The sequence below is a fragment of the Streptomyces sp. NPDC047453 genome, assembly GCF_040643155.1.
Taxonomy (GTDB): domain Bacteria; phylum Actinomycetota; class Actinomycetes; order Streptomycetales; family Streptomycetaceae; genus Streptomyces.
In genome coordinates this window covers 1-16,035 of record NZ_JBEYTS010000093.1, presented here as the reverse complement: position 1 = coordinate 16,035, position 16,035 = coordinate 1, and the positions used below count along the sequence as shown (strand labels likewise).

16 protein-coding genes are annotated in these 16,035 nt (G+C 69.5%); 10 read left to right on the top strand and 6 right to left on the bottom strand.

What is annotated here, in order from left to right; genetic code table 11:
- The 5 genes from ABZ818_RS38275 to ABZ818_RS38255 form a co-directional block, all read right to left on the bottom strand.
- A partial coding sequence (locus ABZ818_RS38275; RefSeq protein WP_361425572.1) for a CoA-transferase occupies positions 1-456 on the bottom strand: 456 nt, incomplete at its 3' end.
- Positions 453-1,205, bottom strand: coding sequence for a CoA transferase subunit A (locus ABZ818_RS38270; RefSeq protein WP_361425569.1), 753 nt, complete (start codon positions 1,203-1,205; stop codon positions 453-455). The genes ABZ818_RS38275 and ABZ818_RS38270, both read right to left, overlap by 4 nt.
- Positions 1,205-2,410: a fumarylacetoacetase gene (gene fahA / locus ABZ818_RS38265; RefSeq protein ID WP_361425566.1), complete on the bottom strand. Its 1,206-nt coding sequence runs from the start codon at positions 2,408-2,410 to the stop codon at positions 1,205-1,207. The genes ABZ818_RS38270 and fahA overlap by 1 nt, the downstream gene beginning before the upstream one ends.
- Complete coding sequence (locus tag ABZ818_RS38260; protein WP_361425563.1) at positions 2,407-3,300, bottom strand: hypothetical protein; 894 nt, start codon at positions 3,298-3,300, stop codon at positions 2,407-2,409. Before ABZ818_RS38260 ends, fahA begins: the two co-directional genes overlap by 4 nt.
- Complete coding sequence (locus ABZ818_RS38255) at positions 3,297-4,499, bottom strand: homogentisate 1,2-dioxygenase (protein ID WP_361425560.1); 1,203 nt, start codon at positions 4,497-4,499, stop codon at positions 3,297-3,299. The genes ABZ818_RS38260 and ABZ818_RS38255 overlap by 4 nt, the downstream gene beginning before the upstream one ends.
- Before the next feature lie 448 nt (positions 4,500-4,947).
- Between ABZ818_RS38255 and ABZ818_RS38250 the strand changes: the two genes are divergently transcribed.
- Positions 4,948-5,619, top strand: coding sequence for a helix-turn-helix domain-containing protein (locus tag ABZ818_RS38250; protein WP_361425557.1), 672 nt, complete (start codon positions 4,948-4,950; stop codon positions 5,617-5,619).
- 177 nt (positions 5,620-5,796) lie between these two features.
- Here the strand turns inward: ABZ818_RS38250 and ABZ818_RS38245 are convergent, their stop codons facing one another.
- Positions 5,797-6,459 (bottom strand): helix-turn-helix domain-containing protein, encoded by a 663-nt coding sequence (locus ABZ818_RS38245; RefSeq protein ID WP_361425593.1) that lies wholly within the window; start codon positions 6,457-6,459, stop codon positions 5,797-5,799.
- Between the two features lie 204 nt (positions 6,460-6,663).
- On the opposite strand from ABZ818_RS38245, the gene ABZ818_RS38240 reads away from it, so the two are divergent.
- The 9 genes from ABZ818_RS38240 to ABZ818_RS38200 form a co-directional block, all read left to right on the top strand.
- Positions 6,664-7,119 carry a nuclear transport factor 2 family protein gene (locus tag ABZ818_RS38240; RefSeq protein WP_361425590.1) on the top strand — a complete coding sequence of 152 codons (456 nt, stop codon included), beginning with the start codon at positions 6,664-6,666 and terminating at the stop codon, positions 7,117-7,119.
- Positions 7,120-7,369: 250 nt separating this feature from the next.
- Positions 7,370-8,713 carry an MFS transporter gene (locus tag ABZ818_RS38235; protein WP_361425554.1) on the top strand — a complete coding sequence of 448 codons (1,344 nt, stop codon included), beginning with the start codon at positions 7,370-7,372 and terminating at the stop codon, positions 8,711-8,713.
- A complete protein-coding gene (locus tag ABZ818_RS38230; protein ID WP_361425551.1) occupies positions 8,710-9,525 on the top strand; it encodes an SDR family NAD(P)-dependent oxidoreductase in 816 nt (271 codons plus the stop codon). The genes ABZ818_RS38235 and ABZ818_RS38230 overlap by 4 nt, the downstream gene beginning before the upstream one ends.
- Before the next feature lie 265 nt (positions 9,526-9,790).
- Entirely contained in the window at positions 9,791-10,624 is an 834-nt protein-coding gene (locus ABZ818_RS38225) for an SDR family oxidoreductase (protein ID WP_361425548.1), read from the top strand.
- Positions 10,617-12,083 carry an FAD-dependent oxidoreductase gene (locus ABZ818_RS38220; protein ID WP_361425545.1) on the top strand — a complete coding sequence of 489 codons (1,467 nt, stop codon included), beginning with the start codon at positions 10,617-10,619 and terminating at the stop codon, positions 12,081-12,083. The genes ABZ818_RS38225 and ABZ818_RS38220 overlap by 8 nt, the downstream gene beginning before the upstream one ends.
- The gene (locus ABZ818_RS38215; protein ID WP_361425542.1) at positions 12,080-12,586 is read left to right on the top strand and encodes a nuclear transport factor 2 family protein; all 507 of its coding nucleotides are present in this window, start codon (positions 12,080-12,082) and stop codon (positions 12,584-12,586) included. The genes ABZ818_RS38220 and ABZ818_RS38215 overlap by 4 nt, the downstream gene beginning before the upstream one ends.
- A 330-nt stretch (positions 12,587-12,916) precedes the next feature.
- Positions 12,917-13,702, top strand: a complete 786-nt coding sequence (locus tag ABZ818_RS38210; protein ID WP_361425539.1) for an electron transfer flavoprotein subunit beta/FixA family protein — start codon at positions 12,917-12,919, stop codon at positions 13,700-13,702.
- A gap of 56 nt (positions 13,703-13,758) precedes the next feature.
- Positions 13,759-14,721, top strand: coding sequence for an electron transfer flavoprotein subunit alpha/FixB family protein (locus tag ABZ818_RS38205; RefSeq protein WP_361425536.1), 963 nt, complete (start codon positions 13,759-13,761; stop codon positions 14,719-14,721).
- A gap of 28 nt (positions 14,722-14,749) precedes the next feature.
- A partial coding sequence (locus ABZ818_RS38200; RefSeq protein ID WP_361425533.1) for a (Fe-S)-binding protein occupies positions 14,750-16,035 on the top strand: 1,286 nt, incomplete at its 3' end.

Genomic DNA, 16,035 nt, shown 5'->3' with positions numbered 1-16,035 from the left:
TTCGGCGCCGTGGTGGGTGGTGTGTCCCTGGCGGCCCCTGCCGGGGGGGGGCCCCGGCCCCGGCCCCGGGCCGCCGCCCATGCCCTTGACCATCTTGCCGGGGATCATCCAGTTCGCGATGTCACCCTTCGCCGACACCTGCATGGCGCCCAGTACCGCGGCGTCGATCTTGCCGCCCCGGATCATGCCGAAGCTGGTCGCGGAGTCGAAGAACGAGGCACCGGCGCGGACGGTGACGGTCTCCTTGCCCGCGTTGATCAGGTCGGGGTCGACCTCGTCCTCGGCCGGATAAGGGCCGGTGCCGAGGATGCCGTTCTCCGACTGGAGCACCAGCTCCACGTCCGCGGGGATGTAGTTGGGCACCAGGGTCGGCAGGCCGATGCCGAGGTTGACGTAGTCCCCGTCGGACAGCTCCGCCGCCGCACGGGCCGCCATCTGCTCGCGGCTCCAGCTCATCGCACCGTCCTCTTTTCGATCCGTTTGTCGGTGGCCTGCTCCGGCGACAGCACGACAACACGGTGCACGTAGACCCCGGGCAAGTGCACATGATTGGGATCGAGTTCACCGGGTTCGACCAGTTCCTCGACCTCTGCGATGCAGACCCGGCCCGCCATGGCGGCCAGCGGGTTGAAGTTGCGGGCGGCCTTGTCGAAGACCAGGTTGCCGTGCCGGTCTCCCAGCGCGGCCCGCACCAGCGCGACATCCGCCACGATCGCCCGCTCCAGCACATAGGTGCGGCCGTCGAACTCTTGTGTCTGCTTGACCGGCGAAGCGATCTCGACGTCGCCCGCGCCGTCGTACTTCCAGGGCAGGCCGCCTTCGGCCACCTGGGTGCCGACACCGGTGGCGGTGAAGAACGCGGGGATGCCCGAGCCGCCGGCCCGCAGCCGTTCGGCCAGCGTGCCCTGTGGGGTGAGCTCGACCTCCAGTTCGCCGGCGAGGTACTGCCGGGCGAACTCCTTGTTTTCTCCTACGTAGGACGCCACGATCCGGCGGATACGGCCGGCGCCGAGCAGGAGACCGAGTCCCCAGTCGTCGACACCGGCGTTGTTGGAGACGACCTCAAGCCGGTCGGCGCCCGAGCCGAGAACGGCGTCGATCAGCACGGCGGGAATGCCGCACAGGCCGAAACCGCCCACCGCCAGCGTCGCTCCGGAGCCGACGTCCGCGACCGCCTCGGCAGCGGAGGGAACCACCTTGTCCATCAGACCTCCCGGCCGTGTTTCGCGGCGACGACGCGGCCCCGCGCCTCGCCGAAGCCGATGCGGGTGCCGCCCGGTCCGGGCGCGGTGGCCCGCAGCACCACCTCGTCACCGTCCTCCAGGAAGGTCCGCTGCTGCCCGGCGACCGTCACCGGCTCCGCCCCGCCCCAGGTCAGCTCGATGAAGGCCCCGCGCTGCTCCTTCTCCGGCCCCGAGATGGTGCCCGAGGCGAACAGGTCGCCGGTGCGAGTGGGAGCTCCGTTGACCGTGAGGTGGGCCAGCATCTGCGCCGGCGACCAGTACATGGCGGCGTACGGCGGCCGTGAGACCACCTGCCCGTTCCACTCGACCTCCAGGTCGATGTCCAGGCCCCAGGGCTTGTCGAGGGCGAGGTAGGGCAGGACCGCGGGCTCCTGGACCGGGGTGCAGACCTTGGCTTCCTGCAGGGCCAGCAGCGGCACGACCCAGGGGGAGACGGTCGAGGCGAACGACTTGCCCAGATTGGGTCCGAGCGGCACGTACTCCCACGCCTGGATGTCACGGGCGGACCAGTCGTTGAAGAGGACGACGCCGAAAAGGTGCTCCTCCGCCCGCTCGGCCTCGACGGGCTCACCGAGCGCGCTGCCGGTCCCCACCACGAAGCCGAGTTCGGCCTCGATGTCGAGCCGCATCGACGGTCCGAACACCGGTGCCGGGTCGTTCGGGCCCTTGCGCTGCCCGGCGGGGCGGACGATGTCGGTCCCGGAGACCACGACCGAGGCCGACCGGCCGTGGTAGCCGACCGGGAGGTGCTTCCAGTTCGGCATGAGCGGCTCGGGGTTGTCCGGGCGGAACAGCCGCCCGAGGTTGGCGGCGTGGTACTCGGAAGCGTAGAAGTCGACGTAGTCGGCCACCTCGAACGGCAGATGCAGTGTCACGTCAGCTGCGGAGTGGACCGCTTCCCGGGGCACGTCCCCGCTCAGTGCCGTGGTGATCGCGGATCGCACCTGGACCCAGCGGTCGTAGCCCTGGGACATGAACGGGTTCAGCGACGGACTCGCGAAGGTGTCGTCGCCCAGGAGCACAGCGAGGTCGATGACGTGCTCGCCGTAGCGGGTGCCGACGCGGGGGTCCCGGCCGGGCAGCGAGTACACCCCGTAAGGCAAGTTGTGGATGCCGAACAGGTCGTCTTGGGACACGTCGAGGCGGACGGTAGTGGATGCGGTCACGGGAGGTCCTTGGTCAGGTCAGGGGTGAGCAGGCCGAGAGCCGCGAGCTCCGTGACCGGCTCGGCAATGGAACAGGTGCCGAAAGAGCGGAAGGCTTCACGGACTTCGGGGGACAGCGCGCCGACGAGCTTGGCGACCGTGGACGCGTCACGTTCAGCCAGGACCGCGACGATTTCCCCCTCGACGGCGCCGTTCAGCGCGGCACCGGTGGCCGCGAGCAGGTTGAGGTAACCGTGCTGCTCGAACCGGGTCTGCGGATCGGTGTTGCGCACCGCGTGGTGCAGCCCCGCCGTGGCCTTGAACGGAACCTTTGCGCGTACCGCGAGGAGCACGGCGCGCGCGAGTTCCCTCTCGTCCGGATACAGCTCGGCCCGTACCCCGCCGGTGCGGAACTTCGCCAGATACGGGGAGTCCGCCAGGCAGCCGATCAGCGCGGCACGGCGCTCGTCGCGCGGCACCTCCACGTACACGGTCACCCGGGTGAGGTCACACGTGGTGAGGACCTGCAGGGGAGTGGACAGTCGGGGCACGACCTCCGCTGCGGGCATGCCGTCGGGCACGGCGACCTCGAGGACACGCAGCTGGGCCGCCGGCACCGCGGTGACCGACGCGAGCGCCTTCGCCACCTCATCGGGAGAGGGCAGCGTGACCGCGAGCTCCACGGAACCCGCTGGGTAGCCGGCCGTCAGCTCTGCCAGCTCGGCCAGTCGGGCCTGCGGCAGCACGAGCGGTCCGACGAGTGGCGCGTGGGCGGCGGCGACGTGCCGGACGTGCGCGAGCACCGCCTCGGCCAGCGGCATGTCACCAGGCGGGAACACCGCGGCGTCATCGCAGAGCGAGGCGAACAGATCCGGCGGGACCGCCCCGGCCCCGGGGCGAGTGGCCGTCACTTCGTGGCCCCGTTGCCGCCCTTGGCCCAGGAGTAGGCGTAGACGCCGTCGTCACAGTCGCGTGCCGCCTCACCGAGCTCCAGCGGGCGGAAGGTGTCCACCATGACGGCCAGCTCGTCGAAGAACTCCGCTCCTATGGCGCGCTCGTAGGCGCCGGGCTGCGGCCCGTGCGGGTGGCCGCCGGGGTGCAGACTGATCGAGCCCTGCCCGATCCCGGACCCCTTGCGGGCCTCGTAGTCACCGCCGCAGTAGAACATCACCTCGTCCGAGTCCACGTTCGAGTGGTAGTACGGCACCGGGATGGCGAGCGGGTGGTAGTCGACCTTGCGCGGCACGAAGTTGCAGATGACGAAATTGTCGCCCTCGAAGACCTGGTGGGCCGGCGGCGGCTGGTGAATTCGGCCCGTGATGGGCTCGAAGTCGCGGATGTTGAAGACATAGGGGTACAGGCAGCCGTCCCAGCCGACGACGTCGAAGGGGTGGTGCGGCAGCGTGTGCACCGTGCCCGCGATTCCGCCCGGACCGCTGCTGCGGTGCTTGATGTACACCTCGACGTCCTGCCCCTCGACGATCCTGGGGATCTCGGGGCCGCGGAGGTCCCTCTCGCAGAAGGGAGCGTGCTCCAGGAGCTGCCCGTAGCGGGAGAGATAGCGCTTGGCGGGGGTGATGTGGGAGTTCGCCTCGATGGCGTACAGCCGCACCGGCCCGTCCGGGACGATCCGGTACGTCGTCGCGCGGGGGATGACGACGTAGTCACCGTCGCCCACCGGCAGGTCTCCGAAGACGGTCTCGACCCGTGCTGTTCCGGCCTCGATGTAGAGGCACTCGTCACCGATCGCGTTGCGGTAGTAGGGGCTGGTCGTGTCTGCGACGACGTAGCAGAGCCTGACGTCGCCGTTGCCCAGCAACAGCCGCCGGCCGGTCACCGCGTCGACGCCCGAAGCGCCTTCGGGGAAGAGCTTGTGCGTGGAGAGGTGGCGCGGTGTCAGCGGGTGGTTCGGGATGAGCGACTGGTCCGGCAGCTCCCAGGTCCGGAACTCCGCGATCGAGGACGGGAGGTTCACGTGGTAGAGCAGCGAGGAGTCGGAGGAGAAGCCCTCCTCTCCCATCAGCTCCTCGAAGTACAGCGACCCGTCGGGGGCGCGGTGCTGAGTGTGGCGCTTGGGGGGGACGCTCCCCGCCATGCGGTAGTACGGCATGCCTGTCCATCTCCTGTCGGCAGTTCGTCCCTGTCCCTGGACGCCTGGGATGGCAGCCGTCGGCGGTGCCGGGGCAAGCGTCGAAGCAGGGAAGGGCTGCGGGCTGCGCCGGGCGGTGCGCGCAGACCCTGCGGCCTGGTACGGCGTGCCCGGCGATTTCGTCTCGGAGGTACCGCCACCACTCCGCGGATGTGCGCCTAGCGCACATTTATGTGCGATGTCCGCGACATGCGTGCAACATAGTTCGAGTCCAGGACGCGGTCAAGGGCTGCTTTGCCGCTGGTCGGCCGAGGCGGGGGCCTGTGTCCACGCGGCCTGTGACACCGGGGGAACTCCAGGGGCGTCCGGCAGGCCGGACAGCAGAGGTGATTAATCTTCGAGTGCCCGTACTCCGCGCCCGGAGTCGCGGTGCAGTACGACCCCGTAGCGAACACAGGAGGAAGCCCGCGTGCCCACCTTGCAGAGTCTGGACCGTGGACTCCGTACCCTGAGCCTGATTTCCCTCGACCCGGAGGGACTCACGGTCGCCGAGATCGCCGCGCAGCTCGGCATCGACCGGGCGACCGCGTACCGCATCGTCGAGACGCTTGAGCAGCATGCGCTGGTGACTCGGGGCGTGGGAAAGAAGATCAGGCTCGGGGCCGGCGCGGTCGTCTTCGCGAGCCGTTTCCAACCCCAGTTGATCCGCGCGGCCGGACCGGTCCTGCAGGAACTCGCCGACGCCGCCGGGGTGGCCGCGTTCCTTTCCGTGGCGCAGGGGGACGACGAATGTGTTCCCGTGCTGTCCGCGGAGCCCACCCGGCAGACGATCCTCCAGGTCGGCTACCGCATCGGTGTCAGCCACCCACTGGCCAGGGGAGCCAACGGCATCGCCATCCTGGCGCTTCAGCCGGCGACGCAGGATGACTCCGAAGCCGTGAACCGGGCCCGGGACGCCGGGTACAGCGTCACTGTCGGGGAGCTCCAGCACGGGGCCATCGGGGTGGCTGCGGGCTTCGAAGTACCGCGTCTGCTCGGTGCGTCCGTCGGCATGGTCGCCATGGAGCAAGTCGACATCGATCGTCTCGGTGAGCTGGTGCGTGAGGCGGCCGCGCGGCTCGCGCGGCTTAGCCGCGCCTGAACCCCCTTCCGCGACGACGTGAACGCGGTGCTTCGGACCCGGCGCCGCAGTCTTCAGTGAGCGCATGGGGGCGGACGCCAGACGCGCCGCTGCTGCGACGACCCGGGCGCCCACTGCTTCGATGTCGGAGACATCGAAGGGAGACGCCCACTGCCATGGTCGGACGGCGGGGGCCTTTCAGCCGAGCAGTTCGCCCAGGGCCGTCGCAGCACGGACGACCGTGGTGCCGAGTTCGTCGAGGCCGGTGTACTCGAAGACCGAGATGCCGATGCTGACCGCCGCCGTCCCGCCGCGTGGTGGGACGGCGGCGGAGATGCCGGTCACGGCGGGGATAACCTCGCCCGTGGTGACGGCGTACCCCCTGGCGCGGGCCTCGGTGACCGCGGGACGTTCCCCCTCACGGTACGGGCCGTGGGCCAGCAGAGCGATGCCGCCGGAGCCCCGTTCGATGGAGTGGGTCTGACCGGGCCGGAAAGACACGTGGACGAGGGCGCCGCGCGGTTCCACCACCATGAGCGCCCGCATCCGGGTGGCGCCCTCCCGGACCAGCAGGTGCGCGGTGGCCCGAGTGGTCTCGGCCAGCTCGTCCAGGATCGGGCGGGCCAGTGCGCGCAGATCCTGCTGGACGGGTTCGGCCAGGGAGACCAGGCCGGTGCCGAGGACAATCCGGCGCTGGTGGTCGCGGCGGCACAACTGGTGCGCCTCCAGGGTCCGCACCAGACGGTGCGCGACCGTGCGGTGCACTCCGACGGCGTCCGCCAGTTCGCTGACGGTCAGGCCCTGCGGATGCTCCGAGAGGACTCTGAGGATCAGTAGTCCGTGATGAAGCGTCTTGGACATGCCTGCGTCGAGTTCGGGGGCCGACCAGGTCGGTGATGGTGAGGTCACGAATTCACCCCTTGACGGGTTTCAGCCACGCTACCTATGCTCCCACTATTCGCACAGTGAGTGCGATTATCGCACATGACCTCGATGTGCGGCAAGCTTCCCCTCCAGCCGCTCGGACAGCCGCCGGAGCAGGACCTGAGCCGAAGGGACGCCCGCATGAACCCCAGCGCGCCCGCGCTTGCCGCCAGTGCCCGACTGGCCGAAATACACCACCTGTACCACCTCCAGAGCCACCTCATCGACGGTGGCCGCGCCGCGGAATGGGCCGCGACCTTCACCGCGGACGGCAGCTTCACCTCACCCACCTATCCGGCACCGGTGACCGGCACCGCTGCCCTGACCGAGTTCGCGGAGCAGTTCGCCGCCGGCTGCGCCGCCGAGGACGTAGTACGCCGGCACGTGGTCAGCAATGTGGCCCTGACCGGCGACGACGGGGCCGGAACACTGCGGGTGGAGGCATACCTGCAGATCGTCGCGACACCCAGGGGCGGGACACCGCACACCGAGCGGTTCACCACCCTCACCGACCGGGTCGTCCACGACGGCGACGGCTGGCGCGTCGCCGCCCGTGTCGTACGCCGCGACGGCACTCCCGCCAACACCCGGGGCTGACGCCGGGGCCGTGCTCGCACGCACGACGGCGTACGAGGCACTTCGACGACGACGCGTTCCGCCCGTTAGGGCCGGCGGTCGATCGATCGACGACCAGCGGTACGCCTGGGCCGGGGCGGATCTCCCGGCGTGAGGGAATCCGGTACTCGCCCCGACGGACACCGCCTGGGACAGGTGACCGCTACCGCACTTTCACCAGTCGCCCATGACATTCACTGTTCGAACTTCCGCGCTTCCTAAGGAGCGATTCATGGCAGACCTGGCAGCCGACCCAACGCCGACGAACCAACTGGTGGAGGCGTCACCCACGGCCGGCGCGAACCCCACGTCCACACTGAAGGTCATCCGAGCGGCGATCCTCGGGACCGTTGTCGAATACTACGACTTCGGCATCTACGGCTACATGGCCACCCTGCTCGCAACGCACTTCTTCGTCGAGAGCAACCCGAACACGGCACTGCTCTCGACCTTCGCCGCCTTCGCGGTGGCCTTCTTCCTCCGGGCGCCCGGAGGCATCCTCTTCGGTCACGTGGGCGACAAGTACGGCCGCAAGAAGGCGCTCACCTGGACCATCCTCCTGATGGCCATCGCCACCACCGGGATCGGACTGATCCCCTCGTACGCCACGCTCGGCCTCTGGGCGACATGCCTCCTGGTGTTGTGCCGCTGCCTCCAGGGCTTTGCAGCCGGCGGCGAACTCGGCGGCGCGAATGCGTTCGTGTCCGAACACGCCCCGACACATCGACGGGCGTTCCACACCTCGTTCGTCAACACCGGTACCTACCTCGGCTCGCTGGTCGCCTCGCTGGTCGCGCTGGTGCTGACCTCCAGCGTCAGCGAGGACACCCTGCACGACTGGGCCTGGCGCGTACCTTTCCTCCTCAGCTTGGTGATCGGCGTGATCGGCCTCTACATCCGCAGCCAGCTGCCGGAGACCGAGCAGTTCGAGGCCGTCCAGGAGAGCGAGACGGTCGAGGTGGCGAAGTACCCCATCGCCGACGTATTCGCGCACGCGTGGCGCCAGATCGTGCTGATCATCTTCCTCGGGGCGCTGATCGTCGGTGGCTATTACATAGCCGGTGTGTACGCCGCCAGCTACCTGCAGACCGAAGGCGGCCGCTCGGCCGACTTCGCGTTCACGTCGACGTGCATCGCCATGGTCGCCGCGGTGATCAGCCTCCCCATCGCCGGATACGCGGGCGACCGCATCGGCCGCCGGCCCGTGTTCTTCCTGGGCAGCGGCATCACGGCGGTCATCGCGCTCCCGGCGTTCATGCTGATGCGCGACGGCGGCCCGGTGGCCGCGGTCCTCGCCCAGTGCTCGCTGACCTTCTTCATCGGGCTGGTCAACGGTGTCTCGTTCGCGACGTACGCCGAAATCTTCCGGGCGCGCTACCGCTACAGCGGCATCGCGATGAGCAACAACGTCACCAACATGGCGCTCGGAGGCACGGCACCCTTCATCGCCACGCTGCTGATCAACATCACCGACAACAACCTCGCGCCGGCGGGCTACCTCATCGTGACCGCGCTCATGACCTTCGGCGCCACCTTCTTCCTCAAGGAGACCCGCGGGACGGAGCTGCAGCTGTGAGCCGCACACCGATCGGCCGACGCCGGTTCGAAGGCTGTTCGGTCGTGGTCACCGGCGCCGCCGGCGGCCTGGGCCGAGCCGACTGCCTGGCCCTCGCCTCCGAGGGGGCCCACGTCTGGGCTGCCGACATCGACATCACCGCTGCCGAGGCACTTATCCCCGAACTCGCAGCGGCCGGCGGGTCAGGGCAGTCCGTCCACCTCGACGTCGCCGACGCCGACTCGTGGGGTGCACTGGCGGGCGAGGTGGAGGCCGCCGGGCCGCTCCACGGCCTGGTCAACAACGCCGGCGTCAGCCTGCGCGCCGGCATCGCCGACACCACCGTCGAGCAATGGCAACGCGTCATGGACATCAACCTGTCCAGCGTCTTCTACGGCCTCAAGATGCTCACTCCTGCACTCACGCGGGGTGCGCGAGACGGCGGCGCCGCGGTCGTGAACGTCTCCTCCATCGCCGGCATGGTCGGCTACTTCTCCGCCACATACGGCACCAGCAAGTGGGGCGTACGCGGGCTGTCCAAAGTCGGCGCGCTCGAACTCGCCGCGCTCGGCATCCGCGTCAACTCGCTGCATCCGGGCCTCACCGCCACACCACTGCTCCACCAGGCCCCCGACACCTCCTTCGTCGACGAGAGCCTGCGGTCGGTACCGGCGGGCAGGCTCGCGACCCCACAGGAGATCGCGCGCGTGGTCGCGTTTCTGCTGTCCGACGACGCCACGTACGTCACCGGCGAAGAAGTCGTCGTCGACGGCGGACTGACGTCCGGCGGGCTCTACCACCGCATCCTCGCGGGACTGGAGCAAAAGCCGTAAACCCATTCATCGAGACCTGCTCGAAATCCGGCGCCTCCGCGCCGCCCGGTCGCTCACCATCGACACCGGCGACGCCGGGGCACCGCCTCCTCATCCTCACCACCCACGACCTCGCCCCCGGGGCAACCCGGATCGACCGGATCACCACGATCGACGACCGGCTGCCCCGCACACCCGAGGCCCCCGGCCTGAGGCCGGTAAGCCGTCGCCTGACGCGCGCCGGTGCCGGGCCGGAGGCATCCACACCACACCTGAAGGAGCTCTCATGACCACCCAGGCGCCCGACGGCAACCCCGGCCGTGTCAACTACGACGCCCTCCCCGCAATCAACCCCGAACTGGCCGGCCGCACCGTCGTCGTGACCGGCGCCGGCCGCGGCATGGGCGCACTCTTCCTTGAGGAGCTGGCGCGCCGTGGCGTCAACGGCATCGGCGGCGACCTCGATCAGGAGGAGATGGCCTCCGTCGCCGACAAGATCAACGCCAACCTCGCCGGCACCCGCGGCGCGGGCCGCGTGGTCGGCGTCGGCGCCGACGTCACCGACCCGGCCGCCAGCGACGAACTGGTCGCCACCGCCCTGCGCGAGTTCGGCCGGCTCGACCTGTGGGTCAACAACGCCGGCGTCTTTCCGCAGGCCGAGTTCACCGACATCACGCCCCAGCAGCTCGCGCTCACCTACGGCGTGAACGTCAACGGTGTCGTGTACGGCGGACAGGCGGCCGCCCGCCACTTCCGGACCGTCGGGGGCGGCGCCATCGTCAACATGGCCTCGGTCGCGGCCGTGCGCGCGCGGCCGACCCGGGCCTCGTACAACTCCTCGAAGGCCGCGGTGAAGCACCTCACCACCTGCATGGCCGTCGAGCTCGGCCCCGACAACATCCGGGTCAACTCCATCGCCCCGGGCTACATCGACACCGAGATGACCCGCTGGGTCCGTGAGGACCAGGCCGCGATGGACCGGGCGCTCACCACGGTCCCGCTGCGCCGGATCGGCGCGCCCATGGAGGTGTTCGGCGCCCTGTACTTCCTGCTCTCCGACAGCGCCCGGTACATCACCGGCGCCAGCATTCCGGTGGACGGCGGTTCGCAGCATGTCTGAGTCCCACAGCATGGAGTACGACTACGACGTCATCGTGGTCGGCGCCGGCGGTGCCGGCCTGGCGGCTTCGGTCTCGGCAGCCCAGGCCGGCGCACGCGTGCTGCTGCTGGAAGCCGAGGGCGAGATCGGCGGGTCCACCCAGCTCTCCGCCGGGCTGCTGACCGCCTCGGCCACCAGCGTCCAGGAGAGCCTCGGAGTCGAGGACTCGCCGCTGCGCATGTTCCAGCACTACATGGATCTCAACGGCTGGCGGGTCCGGCCAGGCCCGGTCAGGATGTTCTGCGAGGAGTCCAGTCGCGTCGTTGACTGGCTGCTCGAACTGGGGGTCGAGATACCCGCGCAGGTCTCGCGCGGCGCCCACGAGCCGGGGCTGACCCGGGCCGGCGTGGAGGACGTCTGGCGAGGCCACGTGCCCAAGGACCAGGGCTACGGATTGGTGCAGGTGCTCGACAAGGCCCGCGCACGGCTCGACGTGGACCTGGCCCTCGGCAGCCGGGTGGAGGACCTGGTGGTCCGAGACGGCGCCGTCTGCGGCGTCGTCCTGGAAGGCGAGGAGGCCACCGCGGCCGCCGTCGTCATCGCCAGCGGCGGCCTCGCGGCCGATGCGGATCTGGTCCGCCGGTTCCTTCCCGACGCAGAGATCGCCGGCGACGCGCTGTTCGTGGTGGCCGCTCCGGGCTCGCGAGGAGATCACATCGGCATCGCCGAGCGGCACGACCTGGCGCTGTTCGGCCAAGGCTGGGGCCTGCTCCTGGTGACCGCCGAATTCCAGCGCTACCACCACTGGCAGAGCGGATTCCCACCCGCCTCGCGCATCAACGTCGGCCTCGACGGCCGACGATGCATGGACGAGGACGCCCCGTACGCGGTCAGCCCGGGCATCCTCAAGGACCATGGCGGCTGGGTCTGGTCGGTGTTCGACGACAACGCCCGGACCTCGCTGCCCACCGGCTACGCCGACTGGGAAGCCGACCGGATCCTGGAAGAGGTCGCCAAGGGCGTCGTGCTGCGCGCCGACACCCTTGAGGAGCTCGCGGGCCTGATGCACGTGCCGGCAGACCACCTGGTCGCAAGCGCCACCCGGTTCAATGAACTGTTCGCCAAGGGCGTCGACGAGGACTTCCTGCGCCATGAGTCACTTGCGGCCAAGGGCGCCGACCCGCACCTCGCGCCGATCGGCACCGGACCCTTCTTCGCGGTGCGGATGCTCCCCGCCGAACTGGTCTGCACCCACACCGGCCTTGAGGTCGATGCCTCGACCAGAGTGCTGGGCACCGACGGCCGAGCCGTGCCGGGGCTGTACGCGGCCGGCGAGGCCGCCGGTGGAATTCTCGGCGAGCGCTACGTCGGCGGCGGCAACTCCGTCGCCCACGCGCTGGTACTCGGCCGGGTCGCCGGCCGCGAGGCGGCCGCGCGTGCGGCTGCGTTGTCCCCCCGGACCGAGGAGGTCTCCCGATGAGCCGCGCCGACGACCGTTTCGATATCCAGGATGTCCTGTTCCGGTACGCCCGGGCCGTGGACCGACTGGACTACGACGGCATTGCGGCCTGCTACTTCGACGATGCGGTCGACGTCCACGGCGGGTATACCGGCGACGCCGCGGGGCTCGTCGAGGATATCCGCAGCCGGCACCGCACCATCGACTCCTCCCAGCACTTCATCTCCAACGTGCTCGTGGAGTTCACCGGGGAGCACAGTGCCGACGTCGAGTCGTACTGCCTGTGCTTCCTGCGGCAGACGCCCGCCGAGCCCGGCGGGGAGCAGGACTTGGCGATCATCCGATGCCGGTACATCGACCGGTTCGAGCGGCGCGACGGCTCCTGGGGCATCGCCGACCGGGTCGTCGTGTTCGACGAGTCGCGGGTCGTCCCCATGGTCGACGGCCTCGACCCCACTTGGGTCACATCGGGACGCGATGGATCGGACCCCGTGTACAGCTGGGGACACCGCACGCCCAGGTAGGTCGTGGCCTGCGGCTCAGGTGAAGTTCCCCCCGAGTCCTGGCCAGCGGGTGTTTACGCTGCGGGGGTGAGGTCCTGCCTGAGCAAGGTTCTCGTTTCGAGCGGGGTGACGTTGCCCTTGCCGAAAACCGGCAGGCGGCCTGTCCGGGGTGTGGCACGGCCTCGGACCGTGTGCATGGTGGCTACCGGCGCCGCTTGGCCGATCTCGCGGTGGCCAGTGGCAGCACCGACTCAGCTGTCCTCCGGTTGGCCACGCTCACACGCCTGAGCGATGTGGAGGTTAAAGGCCCACCCGTTCGCCACACAACGATGAGTGACTAGGAGACAGATCGTGAGCTTGAGGATCGTTGTCACTGTGAAGTACGTGCCCGACGCCACGGGCGACCGGCACTTCGCCGATGACCTGACCGTCGACCGGGACGACGTGGACGGTCTGCTCTCCGAGCTGGACGAGTACGCGGTCGAGCAGGCGCTGCAGATCGCCGAGGATGCCGACGACGCCGAGGTCACCGTTCTGACGGTGGGTCCGGAGGACGCCAAGGACGCCCTGCGCAAGGCGCTGTCGATGGGCGCCGACAAGGCGATCCACGTCGAGGACGACGACCTGCACGGCACCGACGCGATCGGGACCTCGCTGGTGTTGGCGAAGGCGATCGAGAAGGCCGGCTACGACCTGGTGATCTCCGGCATGGCCTCCACCGACGGCTCCATGGGCGTCGTATCGGCGCTGCTGGCCGAGCGCCTGGGTGTGCCGCAGGTGACGCTGCTGTCCGAGGTCGCGGTCGAGGACGGCACGGTGACCGGCCGCCGGGACGGCGACGCCGCCTCCGAGCAGCTGCAGTCATCCCTGCCGGCGGTGGTGTCGGTCACCGACCAGTCGGGTGAGGCTCGTTACCCGTCCTTCAAGGGGATCATGGCGGCCAAGAAGAAGCCGGTTGAGTCCTGGGACCTGTCGGATCTGGACATCCAGGCCGACGAGGTCGGCCTGGAGCACGCCTGGACCACCGTGGACTTTGCCGCGGAGCGTCCGGCCCGCACCGCCGGCGCGATTGTCAAGGACGAGGGCGAGGGCGGCAAGCAGCTTGCCGAGTTCCTCGCGAGCCAGAAGTTCATCTAAAGGCCCGCATTCGCTTCCCGCCCCGCACGCTTCGCAAGCAGGAGAGAAGAAGTCCCATGGCTGAAGTCCTTGTCTACGTCGACCACGCAGGCGGCGTGGTCCGCAAGCCCACCCTGGAGCTACTGACCCTGGCCCGTCGCATCGGTAAGCCGGTCGCCGTCGCCCTCGGGGCGGGTGCCGCCGACACCGCCTCTACGCTGGCCGAACACGGCGCCGTGAAGGTCCTCACCCACGACGCCCCGGAGTACGGCGAGTACCTGGTCGTGCCGAAGGTGGACGCCCTGCAGGCCGCCTACGAGGAGGTCTCCCCGGCCGCCGTGCTGATGCCCTCCTCCACCGAGGGCAAGGAGATCGCCGCGCGTCTGGCGCTGCGCATATGCTCGGGCATCATCACCGACGCCGTCGACCTGGAGGCCGGCGAGGAGGGCCCGGTGGCCACCCAGTCGGTGTTCGCCGCGTCCTACAGCACCAAGTCCCGGGTCACCAAGGGCACCCCGGTTATCACCATCAAGCCGAACAGCGCCGCCGTGGAGCCGGCTCCAGCCGCGGGCGCGGTCGAGCAGCTGTCCGTGTCGTTCTCCGCCCAGGCCACCGGCACCAAGGTGACCGGCCGTACGCCGCGTGAGTCGACCGGGCGTCCGGAGCTGACCGAGGCTGCGATCGTGGTCTCCGGCGGCCGGGGCGTGGGTAGCGCGGAGAACTTCGCGCTGATCGAGGCGCTGGCCGACTCGCTGGGCGCGGCGGTGGGTGCCTCGCGGGCGGCGGTGGACGCCGGCTGGTACCCGCACACCCAGCAGGTCGGCCAGACCGGCAAGAGTGTCTCGCCGCAGCTGTACATCGCCAACGGCATCTCCGGCGCGATCCAGCACCGGGCCGGCATGCAGACCTCGAAGACGATCGTGGCGGTCAACAAGGACCCGGAGGCCCCGATCTTCGACCTGGTCGACTACGGCGTGGTCGGCGACCTGTTCGAGGTCGTCCCGCAGCTCACCGAGGAGATCAAGACCCGCAAGGGCTGAATCCCGCGAGAAACAGAAGGCGTTTACCGTGCAACTCGCCGCGATCATCGTGTCGCTGGTCCTGGCTGTGGTGGGCGTGGCGTTGTTCGCCCGAGCCATGGCTCAGATCTACCGGTTCGTGCGGCTCGGACAGAATGTGCCCACCGGTACCCGCACCGACCGTCCCGGGCAGCGAAGTTGGACGCTGCTCAGGGAGTTTTTGGGTCACACCCGCCTCAACCGCTGGGGGGTGGTAGGCGTGGCGCACTGGTTCGTGGCGGTGGGCTTCTTCACCCTCGTTCTGACCCTGGTGAACGCTTTCGGGCAGCTCTTCCAGGCCGACTGGATGCTTCCCGTCATCGGTGAGTGGGCGCCGTACGAGGTCTTCACCGAGCTCGTGGGAGTGCTGACCACGCTCGGCATCCTCACCCTCATCGGGATCCGTCAGGTGTCTCACCCGAGGTTGATGGGCCGTAAGTCCCGCTTCGCCGGTTCCAACTTCGGTCAGGCATACTTCGTCGAGGCCGTGATCCTGATCATCGGTCTGGCGATTCTGACGCTGCGCGGCCTGGAGGGCGCGCTGCACGTCGTTGACGGGTACGAGGCCTCGTACCTGGTGTCGTATCCGCTCGTGGCGGCGTTCCGGGGCCTGAGCGTGTCCGCGGTGGAGAACCTGGTCTACCTGACCGCGATGATCAAGGTCGGCACGTCCTTCGTGTGGATGATCGTGGTCTCCCTGAACACCAACATGGGCGTGGCCTGGCACCGCTTCCTGGCCTTCCCGAACATCTGGTTCAAGCGCGAGGCCGACGGCGGTACGGCCCTGGGCGCACTTCAGCCGATGACCTCCGGCGGCAAGGCGATCGACTTCACCGACCCCGGCGACGACGACGTCTTCGGCGTCTCCCAGGTCGAGCAGTTCTCCTGGAAGGGCCTGCTGGACTTCTCCACCTGCACCGAGTGCGGACGCTGCCAGTCGCAGTGCCCGGCCTGGAACACCGGCAAGCCGCTCTCCCCCAAGCTGCTGGTCATGTCGCTGCGCGACCACGCGCACGCCAAGGCCCCGTACCTGCTGGCCGGCGGCGGCAAGTCGATGGAGGGCGAGGAGAAGGCGTCCGCCGAGCAGCTGAAGGACGTCCCGGCGGCGGCGCTCGCGGAGGCCGAGCGCCCGCTGATCGGCACGCTCGAGGCTGCGTCCGACAGCGGCTTCGCCGCGGGCGGCGTCATCGACCCGGACGTCCTGTGGTCCTGCACCACCTGCGGCGCCTGCGTCGAGCAGTGCCCGGTCGACATCGAGCACGTCGACCACATCGTCGACATGCGCCGCTACCAGGT

Coding starts and splice junctions, on each gene's coding strand:
- ABZ818_RS38270 (WP_361425569.1), bottom strand. CDS start 1,205: ATGGACAAGGTGGTTCCCTCCGCTGCCGAGGCGGTCGCGGACGTCGGC.
- ABZ818_RS38255 (WP_361425560.1), bottom strand. CDS start 4,499: ATGCCGTACTACCGCATGGCGGGGAGCGTCCCCCCCAAGCGCCACACT.
- ABZ818_RS38245 (WP_361425593.1), bottom strand. CDS start 6,459: ATGTCCAAGACGCTTCATCACGGACTACTGATCCTCAGAGTCCTCTCG.
- ABZ818_RS38240 (WP_361425590.1), top strand. CDS start 6,664: ATGAACCCCAGCGCGCCCGCGCTTGCCGCCAGTGCCCGACTGGCCGAA.
- ABZ818_RS38235 (WP_361425554.1), top strand. CDS start 7,370: ATGGCAGACCTGGCAGCCGACCCAACGCCGACGAACCAACTGGTGGAG.
- ABZ818_RS38225 (WP_361425548.1), top strand. CDS start 9,791: ATGACCACCCAGGCGCCCGACGGCAACCCCGGCCGTGTCAACTACGAC.
- ABZ818_RS38220 (WP_361425545.1), top strand. CDS start 10,617: ATGTCTGAGTCCCACAGCATGGAGTACGACTACGACGTCATCGTGGTC.
- ABZ818_RS38215 (WP_361425542.1), top strand. CDS start 12,080: ATGAGCCGCGCCGACGACCGTTTCGATATCCAGGATGTCCTGTTCCGG.
- ABZ818_RS38205 (WP_361425536.1), top strand. CDS start 13,759: ATGGCTGAAGTCCTTGTCTACGTCGACCACGCAGGCGGCGTGGTCCGC.